This window comes from Hymenobacter metallicola (assembly GCF_004745645.1).
In the GTDB taxonomy this organism is placed as follows: domain Bacteria; phylum Bacteroidota; class Bacteroidia; order Cytophagales; family Hymenobacteraceae; genus Hymenobacter; species Hymenobacter metallicola.
Genome location: NZ_SRMB01000001.1, coordinates 165,962 through 184,518 on the forward strand (window position 1 = coordinate 165,962; position 18,557 = coordinate 184,518).

The 18,557-nt window shown below is 61.1% G+C and carries 18 protein-coding genes; 8 read left to right on the top strand and 10 right to left on the bottom strand.

The features are described 5' to 3' along the window. Nucleotides 1–13 precede the first annotated feature (13 nt). From E5K02_RS00765 to E5K02_RS00780, 4 genes are all read right to left on the bottom strand, one after another. Nucleotides 14–697 (bottom strand): YggS family pyridoxal phosphate-dependent enzyme, encoded by a 684-nt coding sequence (locus tag E5K02_RS00765; RefSeq protein WP_135391402.1) that lies wholly within the window; start codon nucleotides 695–697, stop codon nucleotides 14–16. Between the two features lie 166 nt (nucleotides 698–863). Next, entirely contained in the window at nucleotides 864–1,913 is a 1,050-nt protein-coding gene (locus tag E5K02_RS00770) for a vWA domain-containing protein (RefSeq protein ID WP_167856228.1), read from the bottom strand. Nucleotides 1,914–1,946: 33 nt separating this feature from the next. Then, the gene (locus E5K02_RS00775) at nucleotides 1,947–2,855 is read right to left on the bottom strand and encodes a hypothetical protein (RefSeq protein ID WP_135391403.1); all 909 of its coding nucleotides are present in this window, start codon (nucleotides 2,853–2,855) and stop codon (nucleotides 1,947–1,949) included. Nucleotide 2,856: 1 nt separating this feature from the next. Next, nucleotides 2,857–3,705 (bottom strand): DUF58 domain-containing protein, encoded by an 849-nt coding sequence (locus E5K02_RS00780; protein WP_240737092.1) that lies wholly within the window; start codon nucleotides 3,703–3,705, stop codon nucleotides 2,857–2,859. Nucleotides 3,706–3,796: 91 nt separating this feature from the next. On the opposite strand from E5K02_RS00780, the gene E5K02_RS00785 reads away from it, so the two are divergent. Next, nucleotides 3,797–4,162 carry a DUF4296 domain-containing protein gene (locus E5K02_RS00785; protein ID WP_135391405.1) on the top strand — a complete coding sequence of 122 codons (366 nt, stop codon included), beginning with the start codon at nucleotides 3,797–3,799 and terminating at the stop codon, nucleotides 4,160–4,162. A gap of 12 nt (nucleotides 4,163–4,174) precedes the next feature. Here the strand turns inward: E5K02_RS00785 and E5K02_RS00790 are convergent, their stop codons facing one another. From E5K02_RS00790 to egtB, 6 genes are all read right to left on the bottom strand, one after another. After that, nucleotides 4,175–4,528, bottom strand: a complete 354-nt coding sequence (locus E5K02_RS00790; RefSeq protein ID WP_135391406.1) for a tRNA-binding protein — start codon at nucleotides 4,526–4,528, stop codon at nucleotides 4,175–4,177. Between the two features lie 23 nt (nucleotides 4,529–4,551). After that, the gene (locus tag E5K02_RS00795; RefSeq protein WP_135391407.1) at nucleotides 4,552–5,118 is read right to left on the bottom strand and encodes a DUF922 domain-containing protein; all 567 of its coding nucleotides are present in this window, start codon (nucleotides 5,116–5,118) and stop codon (nucleotides 4,552–4,554) included. A 118-nt stretch (nucleotides 5,119–5,236) separates the two neighbouring features. Continuing rightward, on the bottom strand, nucleotides 5,237–6,604 hold the full coding sequence (locus tag E5K02_RS00800; protein WP_135391408.1) for an MATE family efflux transporter: 1,368 nt from the start codon (nucleotides 6,602–6,604) through the stop codon (nucleotides 5,237–5,239). Nucleotides 6,605–6,669: 65 nt separating this feature from the next. Beyond that, on the bottom strand, nucleotides 6,670–7,782 hold the full coding sequence (locus E5K02_RS00805) for a pyridoxal phosphate-dependent aminotransferase (protein WP_135391409.1): 1,113 nt from the start codon (nucleotides 7,780–7,782) through the stop codon (nucleotides 6,670–6,672). A gap of 46 nt (nucleotides 7,783–7,828) precedes the next feature. After that, nucleotides 7,829–8,809, bottom strand: coding sequence for an L-histidine N(alpha)-methyltransferase (gene egtD / locus E5K02_RS00810; RefSeq protein ID WP_135391410.1), 981 nt, complete (start codon nucleotides 8,807–8,809; stop codon nucleotides 7,829–7,831). A gap of 38 nt (nucleotides 8,810–8,847) precedes the next feature. Next, entirely contained in the window at nucleotides 8,848–10,158 is a 1,311-nt protein-coding gene (gene egtB / locus E5K02_RS00815) for an ergothioneine biosynthesis protein EgtB (protein WP_135391411.1), read from the bottom strand. Nucleotides 10,159–10,457: 299 nt separating this feature from the next. On the opposite strand from egtB, the gene E5K02_RS00820 reads away from it, so the two are divergent. The 7 genes from E5K02_RS00820 (at nucleotide 10,458) to E5K02_RS00850 (ending at nucleotide 18,397) form a co-directional block, all read left to right on the top strand. Next, nucleotides 10,458–10,742, top strand: a complete 285-nt coding sequence (locus tag E5K02_RS00820; protein WP_135391412.1) for a KGG domain-containing protein — start codon at nucleotides 10,458–10,460, stop codon at nucleotides 10,740–10,742. Nucleotides 10,743–10,894: 152 nt separating this feature from the next. Further along, the gene (locus E5K02_RS00825; RefSeq protein ID WP_135391413.1) at nucleotides 10,895–11,965 is read left to right on the top strand and encodes an o-succinylbenzoate synthase; all 1,071 of its coding nucleotides are present in this window, start codon (nucleotides 10,895–10,897) and stop codon (nucleotides 11,963–11,965) included. Nucleotides 11,966–12,186: 221 nt separating this feature from the next. Further along, nucleotides 12,187–13,320, top strand: coding sequence for an aspartyl protease family protein (locus tag E5K02_RS00830; RefSeq protein ID WP_167856229.1), 1,134 nt, complete (start codon nucleotides 12,187–12,189; stop codon nucleotides 13,318–13,320). A 139-nt stretch (nucleotides 13,321–13,459) separates the two neighbouring features. Further along, a complete protein-coding gene (locus E5K02_RS00835) occupies nucleotides 13,460–14,620 on the top strand; it encodes a lysophospholipid acyltransferase family protein (RefSeq protein ID WP_135391415.1) in 1,161 nt (386 codons plus the stop codon). A 182-nt stretch (nucleotides 14,621–14,802) separates the two neighbouring features. Beyond that, nucleotides 14,803–15,792 (top strand): alpha/beta hydrolase, encoded by a 990-nt coding sequence (locus E5K02_RS00840; RefSeq protein WP_135391416.1) that lies wholly within the window; start codon nucleotides 14,803–14,805, stop codon nucleotides 15,790–15,792. A 240-nt stretch (nucleotides 15,793–16,032) separates the two neighbouring features. Continuing rightward, nucleotides 16,033–16,578 carry a phasin family protein gene (locus tag E5K02_RS00845; protein ID WP_135391417.1) on the top strand — a complete coding sequence of 182 codons (546 nt, stop codon included), beginning with the start codon at nucleotides 16,033–16,035 and terminating at the stop codon, nucleotides 16,576–16,578. 136 nt (nucleotides 16,579–16,714) lie between these two features. Further along, the gene (locus E5K02_RS00850) at nucleotides 16,715–18,397 is read left to right on the top strand and encodes an ABC1 kinase family protein (RefSeq protein ID WP_135391418.1); all 1,683 of its coding nucleotides are present in this window, start codon (nucleotides 16,715–16,717) and stop codon (nucleotides 18,395–18,397) included. The last annotated feature ends 160 nt before the right edge of the window (nucleotides 18,398–18,557 follow it).

Below are 18,557 nucleotides of genomic sequence, written 5' to 3' on the forward strand. Positions count from 1 at the left end.
CTTTTGCCAGCAGTTAACCGGCATTTCCGTAGTTGCGGGCCCCAAAAATAGCGCTGCCAACCCGAATCAGCGTGCTGCCTTCTGCCAGGGCCAGGCGGTAGTCGGAACTCATGCCCATGGAAATTTCCTTGAAAGCGGGCTGGTCGGCGAAGTAGCGGGCCTGCAACTGCTCGAAGTAGCTGCGCAACAGTCCAAACTCGTGGCGGAGCTGCTGCTCGTCGTCGGTATTGGTGGCCACGCCCATCACCCCGGTGAGCTGCACGTGGCGCATAGCCTGGTAGGCCGGCGACTGCAGAATTTCCTCTGCTTCGGGCAGGGAAAGCCCAAACTTGGTTTCCTCAGCCGCAATGTGAAACTGCAGCAGGCACTGAATTACCCGGTTGTGTTTGGCCGCCTGTTTCTCAATTTCCTGCAGCAGCTTCAGGCTGTCGACGCTCTGAATGGTGTGAACAAAGGACGCAATGTACTTCACCTTATTCGTTTGCAAATGCCCGATGAGGTGCCACTCGATGTCGGCGGGCAATTCGGGCTGTTTGGCCACCAGCTCCTGCACTTTGTTTTCGCCGAATAGCCGCCCGCCGGCGTCATAAGCTTCCTGCAGTACGGCCACGGGGTGGGTTTTGGTAACGGCTACCAGCCGGGCCGGAGTGCCCCGCAATTCGTTTTCGAAGTAGTGAAGGTTGTCGGCAACAGGCATTTTGTAAAGGGGCTACTGTGTTGGAAAGTGGGAAGGGGGCTAGTCCCAAGGATACTACAAGAGGTAGATGTACCGGTTTACGGGGTGTAGAAGCTGGCCTTGCCCGAGTTCATATGTTTCACAGGCACCGTGTAGTACTTCCATCAGCACCTTGCGCACACTGCCCTCAGTCTTCCAGAGAGTTAGTTAAAAATGTGTTTTTCAAACCCAGCCACAGCAGCCACAGGCCTACGCACCAGAACAGATAAATGCGGTAATAGTCTTTGGTATTGCGGTAGCGGGTCTGCTTGATTTCGGACTTTTCGTACTGGTCGATGCGGCGGAACACCCCGCGCAGGGCCCCGTTGTCGGTAGCGCGGAAGAACTGCCCATCCCCGGCCTGCGCCAGCTGACGCATGGTGGTTTCGTCGAGCTGGGTTTCCACGTAGCGTGGCCGCCCGTTGGCGTCGCGGCCGTAGGGTACAAAACCGTCCTTGCCCAGCCCGATGGTGTAGATCTTGACCCCGTACGCGTGGGCCAGTTGGGCCGCCGTGAGCGGGTCGAGGTTGCCCGCGGTATTCTCTCCGTCCGAAATCAGAATGCAGACTTTTGTACGGCTGCGGGAGTCGCGCAGGCGGTTGGTGGCCACGCCCAGGGCCGTGCCAATGGCCGTGCCGTCGTTGGCTATCATGCCCAGCTTCAGGCTGTTCAGGTTTTCGCGCAGCAGCTCGTAGTCGGTCGTGAGCGGCGCAATAGAGTACGCGTCGCCGGCAAATACCACTACGCCGATTCGGTCACCGGTGCGGCCGTCGAGAAACTCCCGCGCCACGCGTTTGGCGGCCTCCAGGCGGTTGGGCCGCAAATCCTGCAGCTCCATCGATGACGACACATCGACCAGCAGCAGGATATCAATGCCCTGCCCGGTTTGCACCACCCGCTCGTCGGTGCGCTGGGGGCGGGCCAGGGCCACGATGCCAAACGCCAAGCTCAACCCCAGCACAATATCGGGCAGAAAACGCAGGCCGGCGCTGTAGTCGCGGCGCACCTGCCCGGTCACGAAGGCCACGCCCAGGCGGGGCCGGCGGCGGTGTACCAGCAGCCAGCGCACCAGAAACAGTACCGGAATCAGGGCAATGAGCAGCAGCAGTCGGGGCTGCTGCCAGGTGTAGCTCGTGAGCGTGGCATAGCGCAATCCATCCACTAGGGGAGCCAGGAAGCGGTGCCAGAGCTGATTCATGCCGGAAAGGTAAGAAGAAAAGGCGGCGGCAAGCTAAGCGCGCGGCCGGGCCGAAACCAGGTCGTAGCGGCGCTGGGCAAAGTCGCGCAGCAGAATAAAGGCCATGTCCGTCTCGGCTTCCTCCTCGGTAAACTGGTTGCCGTAGATTACCCGGTCGGTAATGCGCAGGGCCGTATTTACGTCGTGGTCATTTTCGTAGTGGGCTACTATCTCGCGGGTGGTCAGGCTGTTAATGGTGTTGTCTTCCAGGCCGGTGAGGTAGTTTTTCCAGAGGGTAATGGCGCGCTCCATATTGGTCAGGGAGCGGGAAAGCGTAAACCGCTCGATATGGCGGGCGTACTGGGCCAGAAAGTAGGCGTGGTTTTTCCGGAGCCGGTAGCGTTGGTAGCGCAGGCGCAGCGTGCGACGGAAGCCAATAAAGAAGCCGCCGGCGACCAGCGCCAGCAAGCCCGTGCCCGCCAGCCAATACGGGTAGTTGAACTGCGTGGCAACCGGTAGCGCCGTCGTGTTCTGCCGCAGCACCGGGGCCTCGGGGCCGGGCGCGGGAGCCGTGCGCTGCAGCCGCACACTGGCCGCCGTGCTGGGCACCGTCACCGTGTCGTTGCCCTGCAGCAAGGTCACGGGCAGGCTCAGGCGCTGCACCGAATCGAGGGCAAAGGTGCGTAGGTGGTACACGGTCCGGTCGAGGCTCTGGCCCCGGCGGGTGCGGGTGGGGTAGTAGGTTTTGCCGACGTACTCGAAGGGTTTGAACTCGGCCGTGGAGTCAGGAAAAATTACCTCTAGCCCGGGCGCGTGCGCATAGCTTAGCTCATAGTCCACAATTTCCCCCACGCGGGTGCCCGGGCGCATAAAGCGGCTGCGCGGCGCCTGGGCGGCGGCGGGCTCGGCCGAAGCGAGGAGCAGCAGGGCCAGCCCCAACAAAAACGGAGAAGCGCGCTGCATATCAGGCCCGGCCTCCCCGCTGATTGCGCCGCCGAAACAGCCGGACCAGCTGCGGCACAAAATCGGTATCGGTGGCAATGGAAAGAAACTCGGTGCGGTGGCGGCGGCAAATCTGCCCGATTTGCTCCCGGTTTTGCTCGTAGGTGGCCCGGTAGCGTTTGCGGAAGGCTTCGGCCGAGGTATTCACCCACACCGTGCGGCCCGTTTCCTGGTCGAGCAGGGGCACGATGCCCAGGGGGGGGAACTCTTTTTCCCGCTTGTCGAGCAGCTGCAGCACCACCAAATCGTGCTTGCGGGCCAGCATGGTCAGTTCCCGCTCGTAGTTGGTGTCAATAAAGTCGGAAATGAGCAGGATGATGCTGCGGCGCTTGAGCAGCCCCAGCGCCTGCTTGATGCCCGCCCCCACGGCCGTCTGGCGGGAGCGGGGCTCCAGCTCAAACAACCGCTTGATAAGCGAATACGCGTGGTGAATACCTTTGCCCGGGGCCAGATACAGCTCTTTCTGACTGGAAAAGGCCAGAATGCCCAGCTGAGCCCCCTGCCGGGCGGCGGCCAGGGCCAGAATGCCGCAGATTTCGCGGCCCACGTCCAGCTTGCGGCGCCCTTCGGCCCCCACCTGCTGGGAGGCGCTGACGTCGAGCAGCAATAAAACCGACTGTTCCCGTTCTTCCTTGTAGGTTTTGACGAAGGTGCCGTGGCCTTTGCTGGACACGGCCCAGTCGATGGCCCGCACCTCGTCGCCGTACTGGTAGAGGCGCACATCATCGAATTCGAGACCCGTGCCTTTGAAAACGGAATGAAAATCGCCCTGCAACTGTGCATCCGCTGCTTTCAGTATACGGATTTCCATCTGCCGTAGCTTCCGGACAAGTTGTTGGAAAGGAGTGAGGGCCGGTGAATTCATTTCAGCTAAACTACGGGTTCCTCCTAACTTTGCACACGTGAAAAAGCTCCCCATCTGCCTGGCCTTGATTCTGAGTGCATTGCTGACCAGCTGTCAGCGGCCGGAAGAAGCCGCGCCGCCTGCCAACCTGTTGCCCAAAGAGAAGATGGTGCAGATGCTGGTAGAACTGCACGTGAACGAAAGCCGCGTGCAGGGCTCGGGCTTGCGCGCCGACTCGGCCCAGGCTCTGTTCAACCAGCTGCAGAAAGATATGCTCTGGCGCCACGACGTGTCGGACTCGACTTTCTGGCAGAGCTACCGCTACTACGCCGTGCACGACAAGGACCTGGACGAAATGTACGGCATCGTGCTCGACAGCATTGCCATGCGCAAAGTCCGGCTGCAGACCCTGCCACCCCAGTAAGTTTTTCCGGGGTCAGATCAAGCGGCTGCCATTGGGCACCGGCCCGGCCAGGGCCGCCAGCACAATATGACCGTCGGCGTCGGCTGCGCCCGTTACCAGTACTTCCGAACGGAAGGGCCCGATTTGCTTAACCGGGAAGTTGACCACGCACAGCACTTGGCGGCCTACCAGTGCCGCCGGCGTGTAGTGGTGCGTAATCTGGGCGCTGGAGCGTTTCTGGCCTACCTCCGGCCCCAAGTCAATCAGGAGCTGGTAGGCGGGCTTGCGGGCCTCGGGAAATTCGCGGGCTTCCAGAATGGTACCCACCCGCAGGTCGACCCGCGCAAAGTCGGCCCAGGAAATCGTAGTAGTGGCAGCAGGGTTCATGCCGCAACATAGCACCGAAACGCCTAAGGCTGGGAGGCAAATTTCTCCAGCAGGGCTAGGCGCTGCTTAACCTGCGTTTCCCAAAAAGCCTGCTTTGTGGCATTCAGACCGTGGTTGCTTTCCCGGTCGTAGTTGAATTCCTCCCGTTTCCAGGCGGCAAAGGCCGCGTTGGTCAGGTTGTTAAACGCCGGATTCAGACGCTCGCAGTCGAACTTAACCAAGCTGATTTTCTGGCGCAGCATGCGGGCGTGCAGCTCGGTAATGTCGAAGTGCAGCTGCTCGTGGCGCAGCAGCTCCGGCGTAGCCTTTTTCTTGTCGCGCGTCCAGGATTCCTGAGGAATGAATACCGCTTTTACCGATGAGGAGAAAACATAGTCTTTGCAGGCTACCTGCACGTCGATGTTGGCCGCCGTCAGGGCTGCCAGCTGCTCAGTGGGCATGGGTTTGCCCTGAAAATCGTCCCAGGTCAGGGGCCGGTTCGCCGACCAGCCCAGCAGTGCCGGCTGTGGTTTGGCCACTGGTTTGGGCGTGCCCTGCTGCGGCCCTGGCGCCAAGACCAGGAAGGAGAGGATAAAAGAGAGAAAAGGCATCAGAAATAACTGAAAAGTACAATTGTCAGGGTAGGGGGCTACGGGTTGGCTGAACAACTATTTTGGATGCTTTTCAATTCCTTGTCGCGTAAAATCTCGTGCGGTACGCATCAGCTCACTACCTCGCCAGGGAAGCCTGGGCCGGCGCAACGAGGGAGGCGCTGTGCTGCCGGAAGCGCCACAGGAGCAGGCCGGCTACCAGCGTAAGGCCCGTCAGCAAGCCAATCCAGACGCCGGTAGCGCCCATCTGCAGGCGCGTGCTGAGCCAGTATCCAAAGGGCAGGGCCACGGCCCAATACGCCAACAGCGCCACTACTGAGGGAATCTTTACGTCTTCCAGCCCGCGCAAAGCCCCCAAGCCAACTACCTGCAGGCCATCGGAAATCTGGAACAGGGCCGCAATGAGCAGGAGCAGCGAGGCTTGGGCTACTACTTCCGGGTCGTGGTTGTAGAAGTACGGAATCCTATGGCGCCCCCCGATAAGCACCAGCGCCATGGTGCTCATAAACAGGAACGTAATCAGATACGCGGCGAGGCCCGCCTGCCGGGCTCCGGCTGCATCACCGTGTCCCCGGAAATTACCAACCCGAATGGTGGCCGCCGCCCCTACACCACTAGCAGCCATGTAGGTTACGGAGGCCACGTTGATAGCAATCTGGTGGGCAGCCAGGGAGGTAGCACCCAGCCAGCCAATCATAACGGCTGAGAAGCTGAAGGCGCCCATCTCAAACATCATCTGTCCGCCAATGGGGGCGCCCAGGCCCACAAGGCGCCGCAGGGTAGCCCCGGCGGGGCGGAGCCAATGCGTGGCAGCGGCCCGGTAGGGAGCCAGGCGCTTGGCGCGCAGCACGTAGGTGCCCATCAACACGGCCATCAGCATGCGGGCAACCAGCGTGGCCCAGGCGGCACCCATCATGCCCATTTGGGGGGCTCCGAGGTTGCCAAAAATCAGCGCGTAGCACAGCACGGCATTCACCACGTTGGCCAGCAACGACAAGATCATGGCTTGGCGGGTGAGGCCCAGCCCTTCGGCAAACTGCTTGAAGCCCTGGAATATCATCAGCGGAAACAGGGACAGGAACATTACCCGCACCCAGGGCGCCGCCAGGGCCACGACTTCGGCGGGCTGGTCGAGATACTTCAGAAATGGGGCCACCAAAAAGCCTACGCCGGCCAGCACCAGGCCCGCCACCGAACTCAGCCACACCCCGCCCGTGAGCAGATGACCCAACGCCGAAACGTCGCGCTTCCCGTCGGCCGCCGCGACTAGCGGCGTGATGGCAAAGGAGAGCCCCATCCCAAAAATCATGACTACGGTGCTGACGCTGACGCCCAACGATACGGCCGCCAGGGGCAGCTTACCCGTCTGGCCCACCATCACACTGTCGCAAACGCTGACCAGAATGTGGCCGAGCTGGCTGAGCACTACCGGGTAGGCTAGCAGCAGGGTTGGTTTGATATGGGGACGAAGCTGATCGAAGGGCATAAGGCGGGGCAAAAACAGCCGCAAAGGTACAACCCCCGGCGGGCCTACCCGTCACCACCTCGAAATTAGCCTGCTGAGCTGCCCACCAGCACGGTCGACAGCCGGCGCAGGGCTTCCCGTAGCAAGGGTTCGGGCAGGGCGTAGGAAAGACGCAAAAAGCCCGGCGCGTCGCAGCTGGCGCCATCTACCGTTTCCACCCCACCCGCCCGCAGCCGGGCTACCAACTCGGCCGAGGCCGGCCCGGGCGCCAGGGCCGGGTTCAGATAAGCCCGAAAATCAGGAAAGAAGTAGTACGTGCCGGCTGGCACCTGATTTTTCACCCCCGGCAGGGCCGCTAGCGCAGTTTGCATCAGCTCCCGGGTAGCAGCCAGCCCTTGGCACAGCTCCCGGCTAATGGTTTCGGCGTGCTCGGTAACGGCCTGCGCGGCCGCCTGCGACAGGGCCGCCACGGCGGCATTGGTGGCAAACTGCCAGGCCGTAGCCTGGCGCACCAGGGGGAGTGGGGCCACCAGGTAGCCGGCGCTCCAGCCAATGAGAGCCAGCGACTTGGAAAAGCCACTGACTACTATGTGCTGCTGGTGTGGGTCCGCAAACTCCAGCAAGGAAACCACCCGCTCGGGCCCGAAGTTGATACCGTCGTATATCTCGTCGGATACTACCGCTAGGTTGGGCCACTGGCGGGTTAGGTGGAGCAGGCCTTGCCATTCGGGGCGGGTGTAGACCCGGCCCGTCGGATTGTTGGGGTTGCTCAGCAGCAAAATCCGGGTTTGTGGGGTCAGGGCTGCTTGGATGGCCTCGAGGTCAAGAGCGTAGTCGGTGGCCGGGTCTAGGGGCAGGGTGCGGAGCGTGCCGCCGGCCTTTTCCACCAGGCCCCGAAAGCCAAACCAGTTGGGTGTCAGCAGCAGTACTTCCTGCTGGGGCTGGAGCAAGGCCTGGAACACGGCCAGCAGGGCCGGTTTGGCCCCGGCCGTCAGTACTACTTGCTCGGGCTGAACCGCTGCCCCCTGCCGCTGGTAGCGCGCCGCAATGGCGGCGCGCACCTCGGGCAGACCTTCAACGGGGCTTATCGGTAGCGGGCCGGCCGTCAGCAAGTGGGCGGCGGCTTGCACGGCCACGGTCGGCGGTTGAAAGTTGCCGTAGCCGGAAGCCAGGCTAATCGTCTCGGGAAAAGAAGTCATGCGCAACGCTATTGTCAAAGAGCTATTGAAGTAGCACCCCGCCGGCTTAGACCACGGGAGCCAGCACTACATCCGCAAAATAGTTGTCGGCATCGGTAAAGAACTGCTGCACTTCCAGGCCGGCCTCGGCAGCCGTCTGCTCAATCAGATGGCGGGTAAACTTGTAAGAATTCTCCGTGTGAATAACCTCCCAGGCCTGGAAGGCAAAGCTTTGCTGCAGGGCCGCTACCTGCACCTGCTGGTCGCGGGTGCTTACCAGGTAAGAGCGAATTGCCCCGCTGAGTGGGTCGTAATCGGTGTAGTGCTGCCAATGGTCGAGGTCGAAGTCGGCGCCCAGCTCCCGGTTCAGGCGCGTCAGCAGATTCAGGTTAAAGGCGGCCGTCACGCCCTGGGAGTCGTCGTAGGCGGCCCGGATCTGGCGCGGGTCTTTCTGTAGGTCAAAGCCCACCAGCAGCCGGTCGTTGGCGGACAGCGGCTCAGCCAGCTGGCGCAAAAACTCGCGCCGGTCGGCGGGTAGGAAGTTGCCGATGTTGGAGCCCAGAAACAGCACCGCTTTGCGGCCGGGGCGGGCAGCCATCAGCACCAGGGCCGCAGCATAGTCCGACACCTGGGGCTCGACCTGCAGCGTGGGCAGCTCATCTTGCAGGCTGGCCACCAGCCCGTCGATGGCCGCCGCCGAAATATCGACGGGTACATACGTAAAGTTGGCCCCGGTTTCGAGCAAGTGGCGCAGCAGAATCTTGGTTTTCAGCCCGTCGCCGGCCCCCAATTCCAGCAGAAAGAAAGGTTCCTCAGTAGCGGCGGGCCGTAGGGCCTGGGTTATGGCGGCTTGGTGCGTGGTCAGCAGGCTAAACTCGGTGCGGGTAGGGTAGTACTCGGGCAGGGCCATAATCTGTTGAAACAGCTGGCTGCCGGCATCGTCGTAGAAGTACATCGACGACAGGGTTTTGGGCGTGCGGCTTAAGCCCTGAGCAACGTGCCGGGCCAGATCAGGAGAAGCCACAGCGGGGAGAGAGGGGGCAGACATGCAAGGAACAGTAAGGAGAGAGGTAAAGGGGCGGAGGCTTAGCGAGCCAAGCGGATGCCGGTAAACTGCCAGCGTTTATCGGCGTGAAAGAAATTGCGGTAGGTAAGGCGGATATGGCTTTCGGGCGTGGCGCAGGAGCCCCCGCGCAGCACCAATTGGTTGATCATGAACTTGCCGTTGTATTCGCCCAGGGCCCCGGCGGCCCGCTCGTAGCCGGGGTAGGCGTGGTAAGCCGAGTAGGTCCACTCCCAGGCGTCGCCCAGCAGCTGGTGGCACTGGTCGGGGGCCGCATCCGCGGGCAGGGGTTGGGGGTCGAAGCTACGGCTTTCCAGGAAGGTGCCGGCCGCGGCTTCGGGGTGAAACTGGCGGGCCGCAATTTCCCACTCCTGTTCGGTAGGCAGGCGGGCTCCGGCCCAGTGGGCATAGGCGTCGGCTTCGTAAAAGCTCACGTGGGTAACGGGCGCAGCCAGATCAAGCGGGCGCAGGCCGTGGTGGGTGAAGCGAAACCAGCCCTCGGGCCGGCGTACCCAGTACAGCGGCGCCTGCCAGCCGGCCTGCTGCACCAGCTCCCAGCCTTCACCGAGCCAGTAGCGGAAATCCGAGTAGCCGCCGGCTTCGATAAACTGCAGGTATTCGGCGTTGGTTACCAAACGGTTTTGCAGGCTGAAGTCGGCTACGTACACCTCGTGGGGGGCCTGCTCGTTGTCGAAGCAGAAGCCCGCGCCTTCGTAGCCAATGCGGTGTACGCCACCCCGCACGGGCAGCCAGGCAGCGGGCGGGCCCGGCGCGTCCGAAACCGGCGCGTCGGCCGAAGCCGGCAGGTAGGCCGGGGCCAGCGGGTTGGTGCTCAGAATGTACTTGATGTCGGTGACGAGCAGCTCCTGGTGCTGCTGCTCGTGCTGCAGGCCCAGCTCCAGAAGGGCCGCAAACGACTCGGGCAACTCCGCCTGTCGCTGCAGCAGGGCCAGCATTTGAGCATCGACGTGGGTTCGGTAGGCATACACGTCGGCCAGGGCCGGGCGCGACAACGTGCCCCGGTCGGCCCGGTTGACGCGGCTGCCCAGGGAGTTGTAGTAGGAGTTGAACAGAAAGGCGTAGTCGGGGTGAAATACTTGGTAGCCGGGCTGGTATTCGCCCAGCAGAAACGTCTCGAAAAACCAGGTGGTGTGGGCCAGGTGCCACTTCGGCGGACTCACATCAACCATGGGCTGCACCACGGTGTCTTCGGGCAGCAGCGGGCGGCACAGGGCTTCGGTCTGCTGCCGTACTGCTTGGTAGCGGCTCACCAGCGGGGCAGTGGCAGGGACAGGGGCAGACTGGGACGGGATAAGCAGGGTAGCAGCAGTCATAGCGCAGGGGTAGGGAGGTGGTAAGGTAACCGGAAAAGCCACACCGAGTTTTGGGGCCCAGGTTGAACGGGTGCGTCTTATACGTTTTTTAAGGGATTAGGCGCAAAAAAAGCTCGACAGCTAGGAGGAGTGGGTACTTATCGCGCAGGCCCCTCTGTAACTACGCAGCAGCTCATCAGTAGTAGTTGGTATTTTGGAGTTTAGAGGGCGAATTAGCTGCCAGAATGCCTATCCTTGTTAAGCAACGCCCGTTGAAGAGGGCAAGTCACAACCCCCGTTCTCCAAAACCCTACAACACTATGATTACGAACAACACTTCCCGTAACAGCTCTTCCCGTCAGAGCGAAGCCGGCCGTCAGGGCGCCCGGGCCACGAACAGCAAAACGACGCCAGCCGGCAAAAGCCTCCGGGGCTTTGCCGCCATGGATCCGGCCGAACAGCGCCGCATAGCCAGTGAAGGAGGCAAGGCCTCGCATGAAAGTGGCCGCGGCCATCGTTTTACTTCAGAAGAAGCCCGTGAAGCCGGCCGTAAGGGGGGCCAGGCTAGTCGCGGACGGAGCAACCAGGGCGGTGCCACCCGATAGTTTCTCTCTGAAGTATCGGCAGCTATAACGGTTGCCATCAAGCCGACAAGCCCGCGTGTTCTGCACGCGGGCTTGTTCTTTTCCGGTAGTTTCGGGCCAGGCCGCTGATTTCTCTGTTATTTGCCTGTCCACCCGTTTTTCGCTGCCGCATCATGCTGCATCTTTCCTACTCCAAGCGTATTCTGCGCTTCAACTTCCCGGCCCGCACTTCCCGCGGCGCCCTGACCGAGCACTACGCCTACTATCTGCGCCTGACCGATACCACCCAGCCCGGGCGGCAGGGGGTGGGCGAAGCGGCCCCACTGGCTGGCCTCAGTCCCGACTATTCCCCCGGCACGGAAGCCCAGATTGCCGCCTTCTGCCAGCAGTTCAATCAGCAGCAACACGCCGCCCTGAGCCCGGACGCGGCAGCGGCCCTGGTGCCCGCTGAGTTGCCCGCCCTACGCTTTGCCCTGGAAACGGCCGCCCTCGACTGGCAGCAGGGTGGCCGGCGCCTGCTCTACGACTCGGCGTTTAGCCAGGGGGAGGCCGGTATTTCCATCAACGGACTGGTCTGGATGGGCGACGCAGAATTTATGCGGGAGCAGATTCAGAAAAAGCTGGCCGAGGGCTACTCCTGTCTGAAACTTAAAATCGGGGGTATCGACTTTGCCACCGAGCTGCGGCTGCTCACCGAAATCCGGGCCGTGGCGGGCCCCGAGCAGCTGACCCTGCGCGTCGATGCCAACGGGGCCTTTGCCCTCGCCGAAGCCCCGCAAAAGCTGGAGCAGCTGGCCCGCTTCGACCTACATTCCATTGAGCAGCCCATCCGGGCCGGGCAGTGGGAGGCTATGGCCGCCGTATGCCGCACCTCGCCCGTGCCCGTGGCCCTCGATGAGGAACTGATTGGGGTAACCGAGGCCGGGCAGGCAGAGGCCTTGCTCGACCACATCCGGCCAGCCTATATTATTCTCAAACCGACGCTGCTGGGCGGGCTGGCGGCCTCCCGGCACTGGATTGACCTGGCCCAGGCCCGGGGCATCGGGTGGTGGCTGACCTCGGCCCTGGAGTCCAATGTGGGGCTGAACGCCATCAGCCAGTTTGCCGCCCGGTTTGCCACCACCGATTTTCCCCAGGGCCTGGGTACGGGCCAGCTCTATACCAACAACATAGAATCGCCCCTCACGATTCGCCGAGGCCAGTTGCATTACGAGCAGAATAGGGCCTGGGGCGACTTAGAATAACCATACCGACAGCCACGGTAGCCCGGTGAAAATTTGCTATATTACCAGGCCGCCACGTTGTTTCTATGTCCTCTTCAGCCGTACATACGTTCTGCTGCCGTAGCCCTTTCAGGCCCCGGGTGGGGATTTTGGTGTTTTTGCTAGCCTGCTGCCTGCTGGCTTTGCCCGGGGCGGGGCAGTCGGCCGCTCCGTTTCGCTTTGCCCGGGCGAAAGCGCATAAAGTGAAATTTCCCTTTGAGCTGGAGCGTAACCTGATTGTAGTCAATGTACTACTGAATGGGCAGGGGCCGTTTAACTTTTTGCTGGACACCGGCGTGGGCACCTCGCTCATTACCGACCCCTCGCTCACCAAGACCCTGAACCTGCGCGTGGGGCGGAGCTTTCGGGTGGCCGGGGCCGGCAATGAGGCTCCGCTGGAAGCCTTTGAAACCAACGGAGTACGCGTGGAAATACCCGGCATCGTTGCCCCGTCCATGCTGTTTCTGACCTTGTCGGAAGACATTCTCAACCTTTCCGGCTACGTCGGGATGCCCATCCACGGTATTCTGGGGGCCGATGTTTTCCTCAGCTTCGTAGTAGAGGTGAAACCGGCCGAAAGCATGCTGGTTTTTCATGATCCGGCCAGCTTCCGTAAGCCCCGGGGCCGCCGCTGGGCCCACCTCCCCATCGACCTGGAAGGCAATAAGCCCTACCTCACCACCCAGGTGCAGATAACTGACTCCCTGCAGCTGCCCCTGAAGCTGGTGCTCGATACCGGGGCCGGCCACGCCTTGTCAATCGAAACCACCTCCAGCTCCCAGCTGCGCGTACCCCCCAAGCGGCTCCGCTCCCAGCTGGGCAAGGGCCTCAATGGCTTTATCAACGGCTACCTGGGCCGCGTGTCGGGGCTGCAGCTGGGCCGCTACCAGCTCAACTCCCTGCTGACTTCCTTCCCCGACTCGACCGACGTAGCCATGCGGGCCGACGTGCCCCGCAACGGCAACATCGGGTTTGAGCTGCTCAAGCGCTTTGATGTGATTATCAACTACAGCCAGAACTACCTGCTGCTGCGCCCCAACATGCTGTATCGGGAGCCCTTCGAGCACGATATGTGCGGCATGGACATTGTGGCGGCCGGCCCCGACTACCGGCGCTACGTAATTACCCAGGTCATGCCCAACTCGCCCGCGGCCAAAGCCGGCCTGCAGGTCAATGATGAGATTCTGTCTATCAACCTGCTGCCGGCCGGGGCGCTTACCCTGACGCAGGTAAGCCGGATTCTGCACTCGGCCGACGGCCGAAAAGTGCTGTTCATTGTGCGCCGCCCCGATGGGGAGCTGGCCACCAAGCAGGTACAGCTCAAGCGGGAAATTTAACGTAGGCCCACCTGCGGGGCAGGCTGCGCTGGGACGGAAGGGCAGGAAAGCAGCCCGCAGGGCCGTTCAACCGTATATTTTTCTACCTTAGAAGCCCGACCTTCTCCTTGCCACCCACTTTCTCGTCCGATCTTGCCTGATGCCCACGGCCCCTTCGCCCGCGCTGCCGACCCCGCCGCCCGAAATCCGGGCCAATCAGCATATCTACTCTGATTACTTCGACGAGGAGTTTGTCTACCAGCTCGACAAAAACATCCTGCAGCTGCTCGACCGGGTGTGGTTTCGCTCCGAGCTGGTGGGGTTCGAAAATTACCCGCAGCGCAATAACCCGGATACCCCGCTGATTTTTGCCTCTAACCACTCGGGCATGGCCTTTCCCTGGGATGCTATGGTGGCCCTGTCGCACTTGTGGCGCAAGTTGCCCAGCCTGCGGGACCTGCCCCGGCCCCTGTCCGCGCCCATGTTGTCGCAGTCGGCCCTGATGAACCCGTTTCTGGTGCGCGACTTCTGGAAGCGCTGCGGCTGCGTGGATGCCACGACGCTGAACTTCGAAACGATGATGTACTACCAGGAGCACAACCTGATGCTCTACCCGGAAGGCGTGCCGGGCATCGGCAAAGGCTTCAACCGCAAGTATCAGCTCCAGCGCCTGGCTACCAGCATCATTCGCCTGGGCATTCAGCACCGCACCGACATCATCCCGTTTTATACTATCAACGGGGAATACCTCAACCCCTATGCCTACAGCTGGGATTGGATCAATAACCTGAGCAAGAAAATCGGGATTCCCTTTATCCCCATGGGGCCCATTATCCTCATGGTGCTGTTGCAGCCCTGGTTTTTTTACATGGCCTTTCCCGCCAAGCTCACCTTCGTGCTCGGCTCCCGCATCAAGCCCTACGAACTGACCGACAAGGCCCACGATGAGCTGAGCCGGGCCGAATACGAGGAACTGTCCAACCAGGTGCGGGCCCGTATGCAAGCGGAGATGGATGCGGCCGTGCAGCAATACGGCCAAAAGCCCTACCGCTGGGCCGAAATGTGGCAGCGCATCAAGCAGAACTGGCGCTACTTCCCGTTTTTTCTGCCCTTTGCCTGGCCGGCCGTCTTTACCGAGTTTGAGAAGCAGTACACCCGCAAAGGCCAGCGCGACATCAGTCTGGATTTGACCAGCCCGGGGAGCTGGCTGCGCATGATCTGGCGCAATCCGTTTACCATCAGCTTCTTCATTCCTATTCTGGGCTGGATTCCGATTGCCATTCGCGGGTATAAAGGCCACCGGATCGGTAAAAAAATGTGATTGAAAGGCTATAAAATGTAAATCGGGCGCTAATCTCGAAACCTGTTCTGTCTCAGTCAGTAAAAGACAATATCTTACCTGAGTGCTGCCCATACGGCGGCCTTTTTGCCTGCCAAAATACCACGCCCGCCAGCGTGGCCCCGCTGCTCTGATTTCCGATTCCCCGCTTTTTTCTTTTTCAAATGCCTTCCCCCCAGCATTTGCTCCTCAAACAGTTTCTGACGGCCTCTACCATGCCCTTGGCTCGGCGCCGGCCCAGTATTGCGGCCATGCGCCTAAGCCTGGAACTCGGTAGCCTAGGCCAGTTTATGCCCTGGGGCGTCCACTTCGACAGTCTGCAAATTGAAGGCTTGGCCGCCGAGTGGATTCGCCCCGAAATAGCCGATTCGCGGCGGGTGCTGCTGTATTTGCATGGCGGCGGCTACGTGCTGGGCTCCCTGAATACCCATCGCAGCATGGTGGGCGCCCTGGCCCAGCGCTGCGGCATGCAGGCCCTGGCTATCGACTACCGAAAAGCCCCCGAACATCCATTTCCGGCCGCCCTTGAGGACGCCCTGCTGGCCTACCGCTGGCTGTTAGGCCAGGGCTATGCGGCGCACAATATCATAGTCGCCGGCGACTCGGCCGGAGGAGGTCTAATGCTGGCCCTGCTGCTGGCCCTTCGCGACCAACACCTTCCGCTGCCCGCTGCCGGTATCGGCCTCTCGCCCTGGACGGACCTCGTGCTCCCTACCAGCACCATCCGCCGCGTAGCCGACGAGGAAATCCAACTGGTCGAAGCACTGGCCATCCGGGGGTGGGGCGGCCTCTATGCCGGCGACGTGCCGCTGACCTCGCCGCTGGTGTCGCCGGTGCGGGCCCGCCTGCACGAGTTGCCGCCCTTGCTGCTCCAGACCTCGGATGCGGAAGTGCTTTACGACGACGTGCTGGCCTTTGCTGCCAAAGCCACCAAGGCCGGCGTCCCCGTTACGTTGCAATCCTTTTCGGGCCTGGTGCACTGGTGGCACCTGTTTTGGCGCTACGTGCCCGAAGCCCGGGAGGCCCTCGACAAGGTAGCCTGCTTCACAACCGGTATCTGGGCCGCTCAGCAGGCCGCTGCTCAGGTATTGAAAACCGTGCGTCGGCCAGCTGAAAAGTTGTCTTCCGATGCCCGGCTCCGGGCCCGGCTGTAAGACCAACCTCACTGGTGTTCAATAGTATTCAATAGTAATTGAGATGAACAAGCCCTGTATGCACCGCCTGAAAAGCTCGTATGGAAGTGTATTCGGAAAAAATTGCACCTCACAACCAACTATATAGCTATGTTTTTGTAGGTTTGCTGAAAGTACTCGGCTTGCATACTACTTTTCCTGCCTAGCGCGGCCATAATGTTGTTTCCCACTCACCTCAACTCTTTTTAACCGTTTAGCACCATGGAAGATTTGTTTAAAAAATTCATCAATGCCGGCGTCGGCTTCGTGTCGCTGACCAGTGACCGGGTGCAAACCACCATTGATGCGCTGGTACGTGAAAGCAAGCTGTCGGAGGAGGAAGGGAAGAAGATTATGGACGACTTGAAAAAGAACTCCGAGACCAAGCGCAAGGAGCTGGAAAAGCAGTTCAGCAGCATTGCTACCAAGTTGATGAAGAGCGTGGGCGTGGCCTCCAACTCCGACGTGGAAGAACTGAAGCGCAGCGTGAAAGGCGGCTCTAAGTCGTCGACTGCCACCTCGGGCGCTGGTTCGACCGGGGCCGCCAAAAGCGGTGGTGCCAAGTCGTCGGCTACCAGCGGCACGGCCAAAGCGGCGGGCGCTACCAAAAAGGCCGCCGACAGCGTGAGCAGCGCAGCCGGTACGGCCCAGAAGTCGGCCGCAGCCAAGGCCGGGGCGTCCAAATCGTCGGGCGGCAGCAAGTCGTCGGGCGCCAAGAAGGCCACGCCGGCCGCACCAGCCGCCGATTCCGATTCGTCGGCTTCCTAATACCCTTGCTTTCTAGCATTCGACAAGCCAGCGCTCCGCTCCGTGGGGTGCTGGCTTTTTCGTGCTGCCGCCGGAATTGCTCGGGCGCAGCGCGTATTTTGCAGCCCTAAACTCGTCCTTTTCCGCTACCGCCCGCATGTTCAAAAACACGATTTCTAATCTGGCCCGCATTCGGCAGGTCGTGGAGGTGCTGGTGCGCTACGGATTCGAGGATGTCGTAACCAACACGGCCCTGCGCCGCCTGATTACCCAGAAGCGGCGGTTGTCGTGGCAGCACGCCGAGCGGGCCGTATTTGAAACCAGCCGGTGGGAGCGAATTCGCATGGTGATTGAGGAGCTCGGCCCGACTTTTATCAAGCTGGCCCAGGCCATGAGCAACCGGCCCGACTTGCTGCCCGAAGCCCTCATCGACGAGTTTCAGAAGCTGCAGAGCGACGTGCCGCCCTTCGACGTGCGCGTCGCCCGCACCATTATCGAGCGGGAGCTGGGCCGCCCGATTACCGAGGTCTTCAGCGAGTTTGAAGAGAAGCCCCTGGGCTCGGCCAGCATCGGGCAGGTGCACAAGGCCAAGCTGCTCACGGGCGAAGACGTGGTGGTGAAGGTGCAGCGCCCCGACGTGCAGGAAAAGGTGCGCACCGACCTGAGCCTGCTGCACGAGCTAGTACGGCTGACGGCCGGCTTTTTGCGCAACCACGGCCTGAGCAACCCCCAGGACATTGTCGATGCCTTCGAGCGGAGCATGATGAAGGAGCTGGACTACACCTCCGAAGCCCGTAGCATGGACCAGTTTCGCAAGCTCTACGAGAACTACGAAACCTTCTACATTCCGAAGCCCTACCGGGAGCTTTCCTCGGCCAAAATCCTGGTCATTGAGTTCGTCAGCGGCTGCAAAATTACTGACAAGGCGCAGCTGCTGGAGTGGAAGCTGAGCCCGGAGAAGGTAGCCGAAACCGGCATGGATATCTACCTGACCCAGATTTTTGAGTTCGGGATTTTCCACGCCGACCCCCACCCGGGCAACGTGCTGGTGCGCCCCGACGGCACGCTGGTGCTCATCGACTTTGGCATGGTGGGCAAGCTTACCAAACAGCAGAAATATGCCTTTGCGGGGGTATTTATCGGAATGGCCCGGCAGGACGCGCGCAGCATGGCCCTGAATTTCCGGCGCCTGGCCCTCACGGCCGATATTCCCGACATGCGTACCTTCGAAGCCGACCTCAACGACCTGATTGAGGACTTCACCACGCTCGATGTGAAGGAGATGAGCATGAGCGACCTGGCCGACCGCCTGCAAGTAATTATCTACGACTACAAGCTGCAGGTGCCCGGCGCGGTATTCCTCATTCTGCGGGCCTTGGTAATTCTCGAAGGCATCGGCAAAGTGCTGCACCCGCGCTTCAATACCTTCGAGTTTGTGCGGCCCTACGGCGCCCGGATTATTGCCGAGCAGTATTCGACCGAGAACATTCTGAGCGAGGCCCAGTACACCGGTACCCAGCTGCTGGCCCTGATTCAGACCCTGCCGGCCGACGTGCGCCAGATTATGCGCAAAATCTCGCGCGGCGACCTGCGCCTGAAAGTGGAGCTCAGCGGCTACCAGGCCCTGATGCGCACGGCCGACCAGCTCGTTTCGCGCACCATCATTGCCCTCATTGCCGTGGCCTTCCTGCTGTTCTCGGGCCTGAGTCTACTGGGCCGCTACTCGCCCGACATGCGCTACCTGCACGGCATTCCGGTCATTACCTGGTGGAGCCTCGGAATTACCGGGTTTCTGTTCCTGATCCTGTTGATTCTGGGCACCAAGAAGCGTAAGGATTGATGTATTTTAAGTCGAAATATTTACTAGTAAAACCTTGATTGCTAGTGGGTAATACTTGGTATGCTGGGTCGTTGAAAAGTCTGAAAAACGCAGCTTTTGCCGCCGAAAAGTATATAGCTATTGGTGAATGTCGCTCAACTTGCCCCCGTCTACCGCTGAT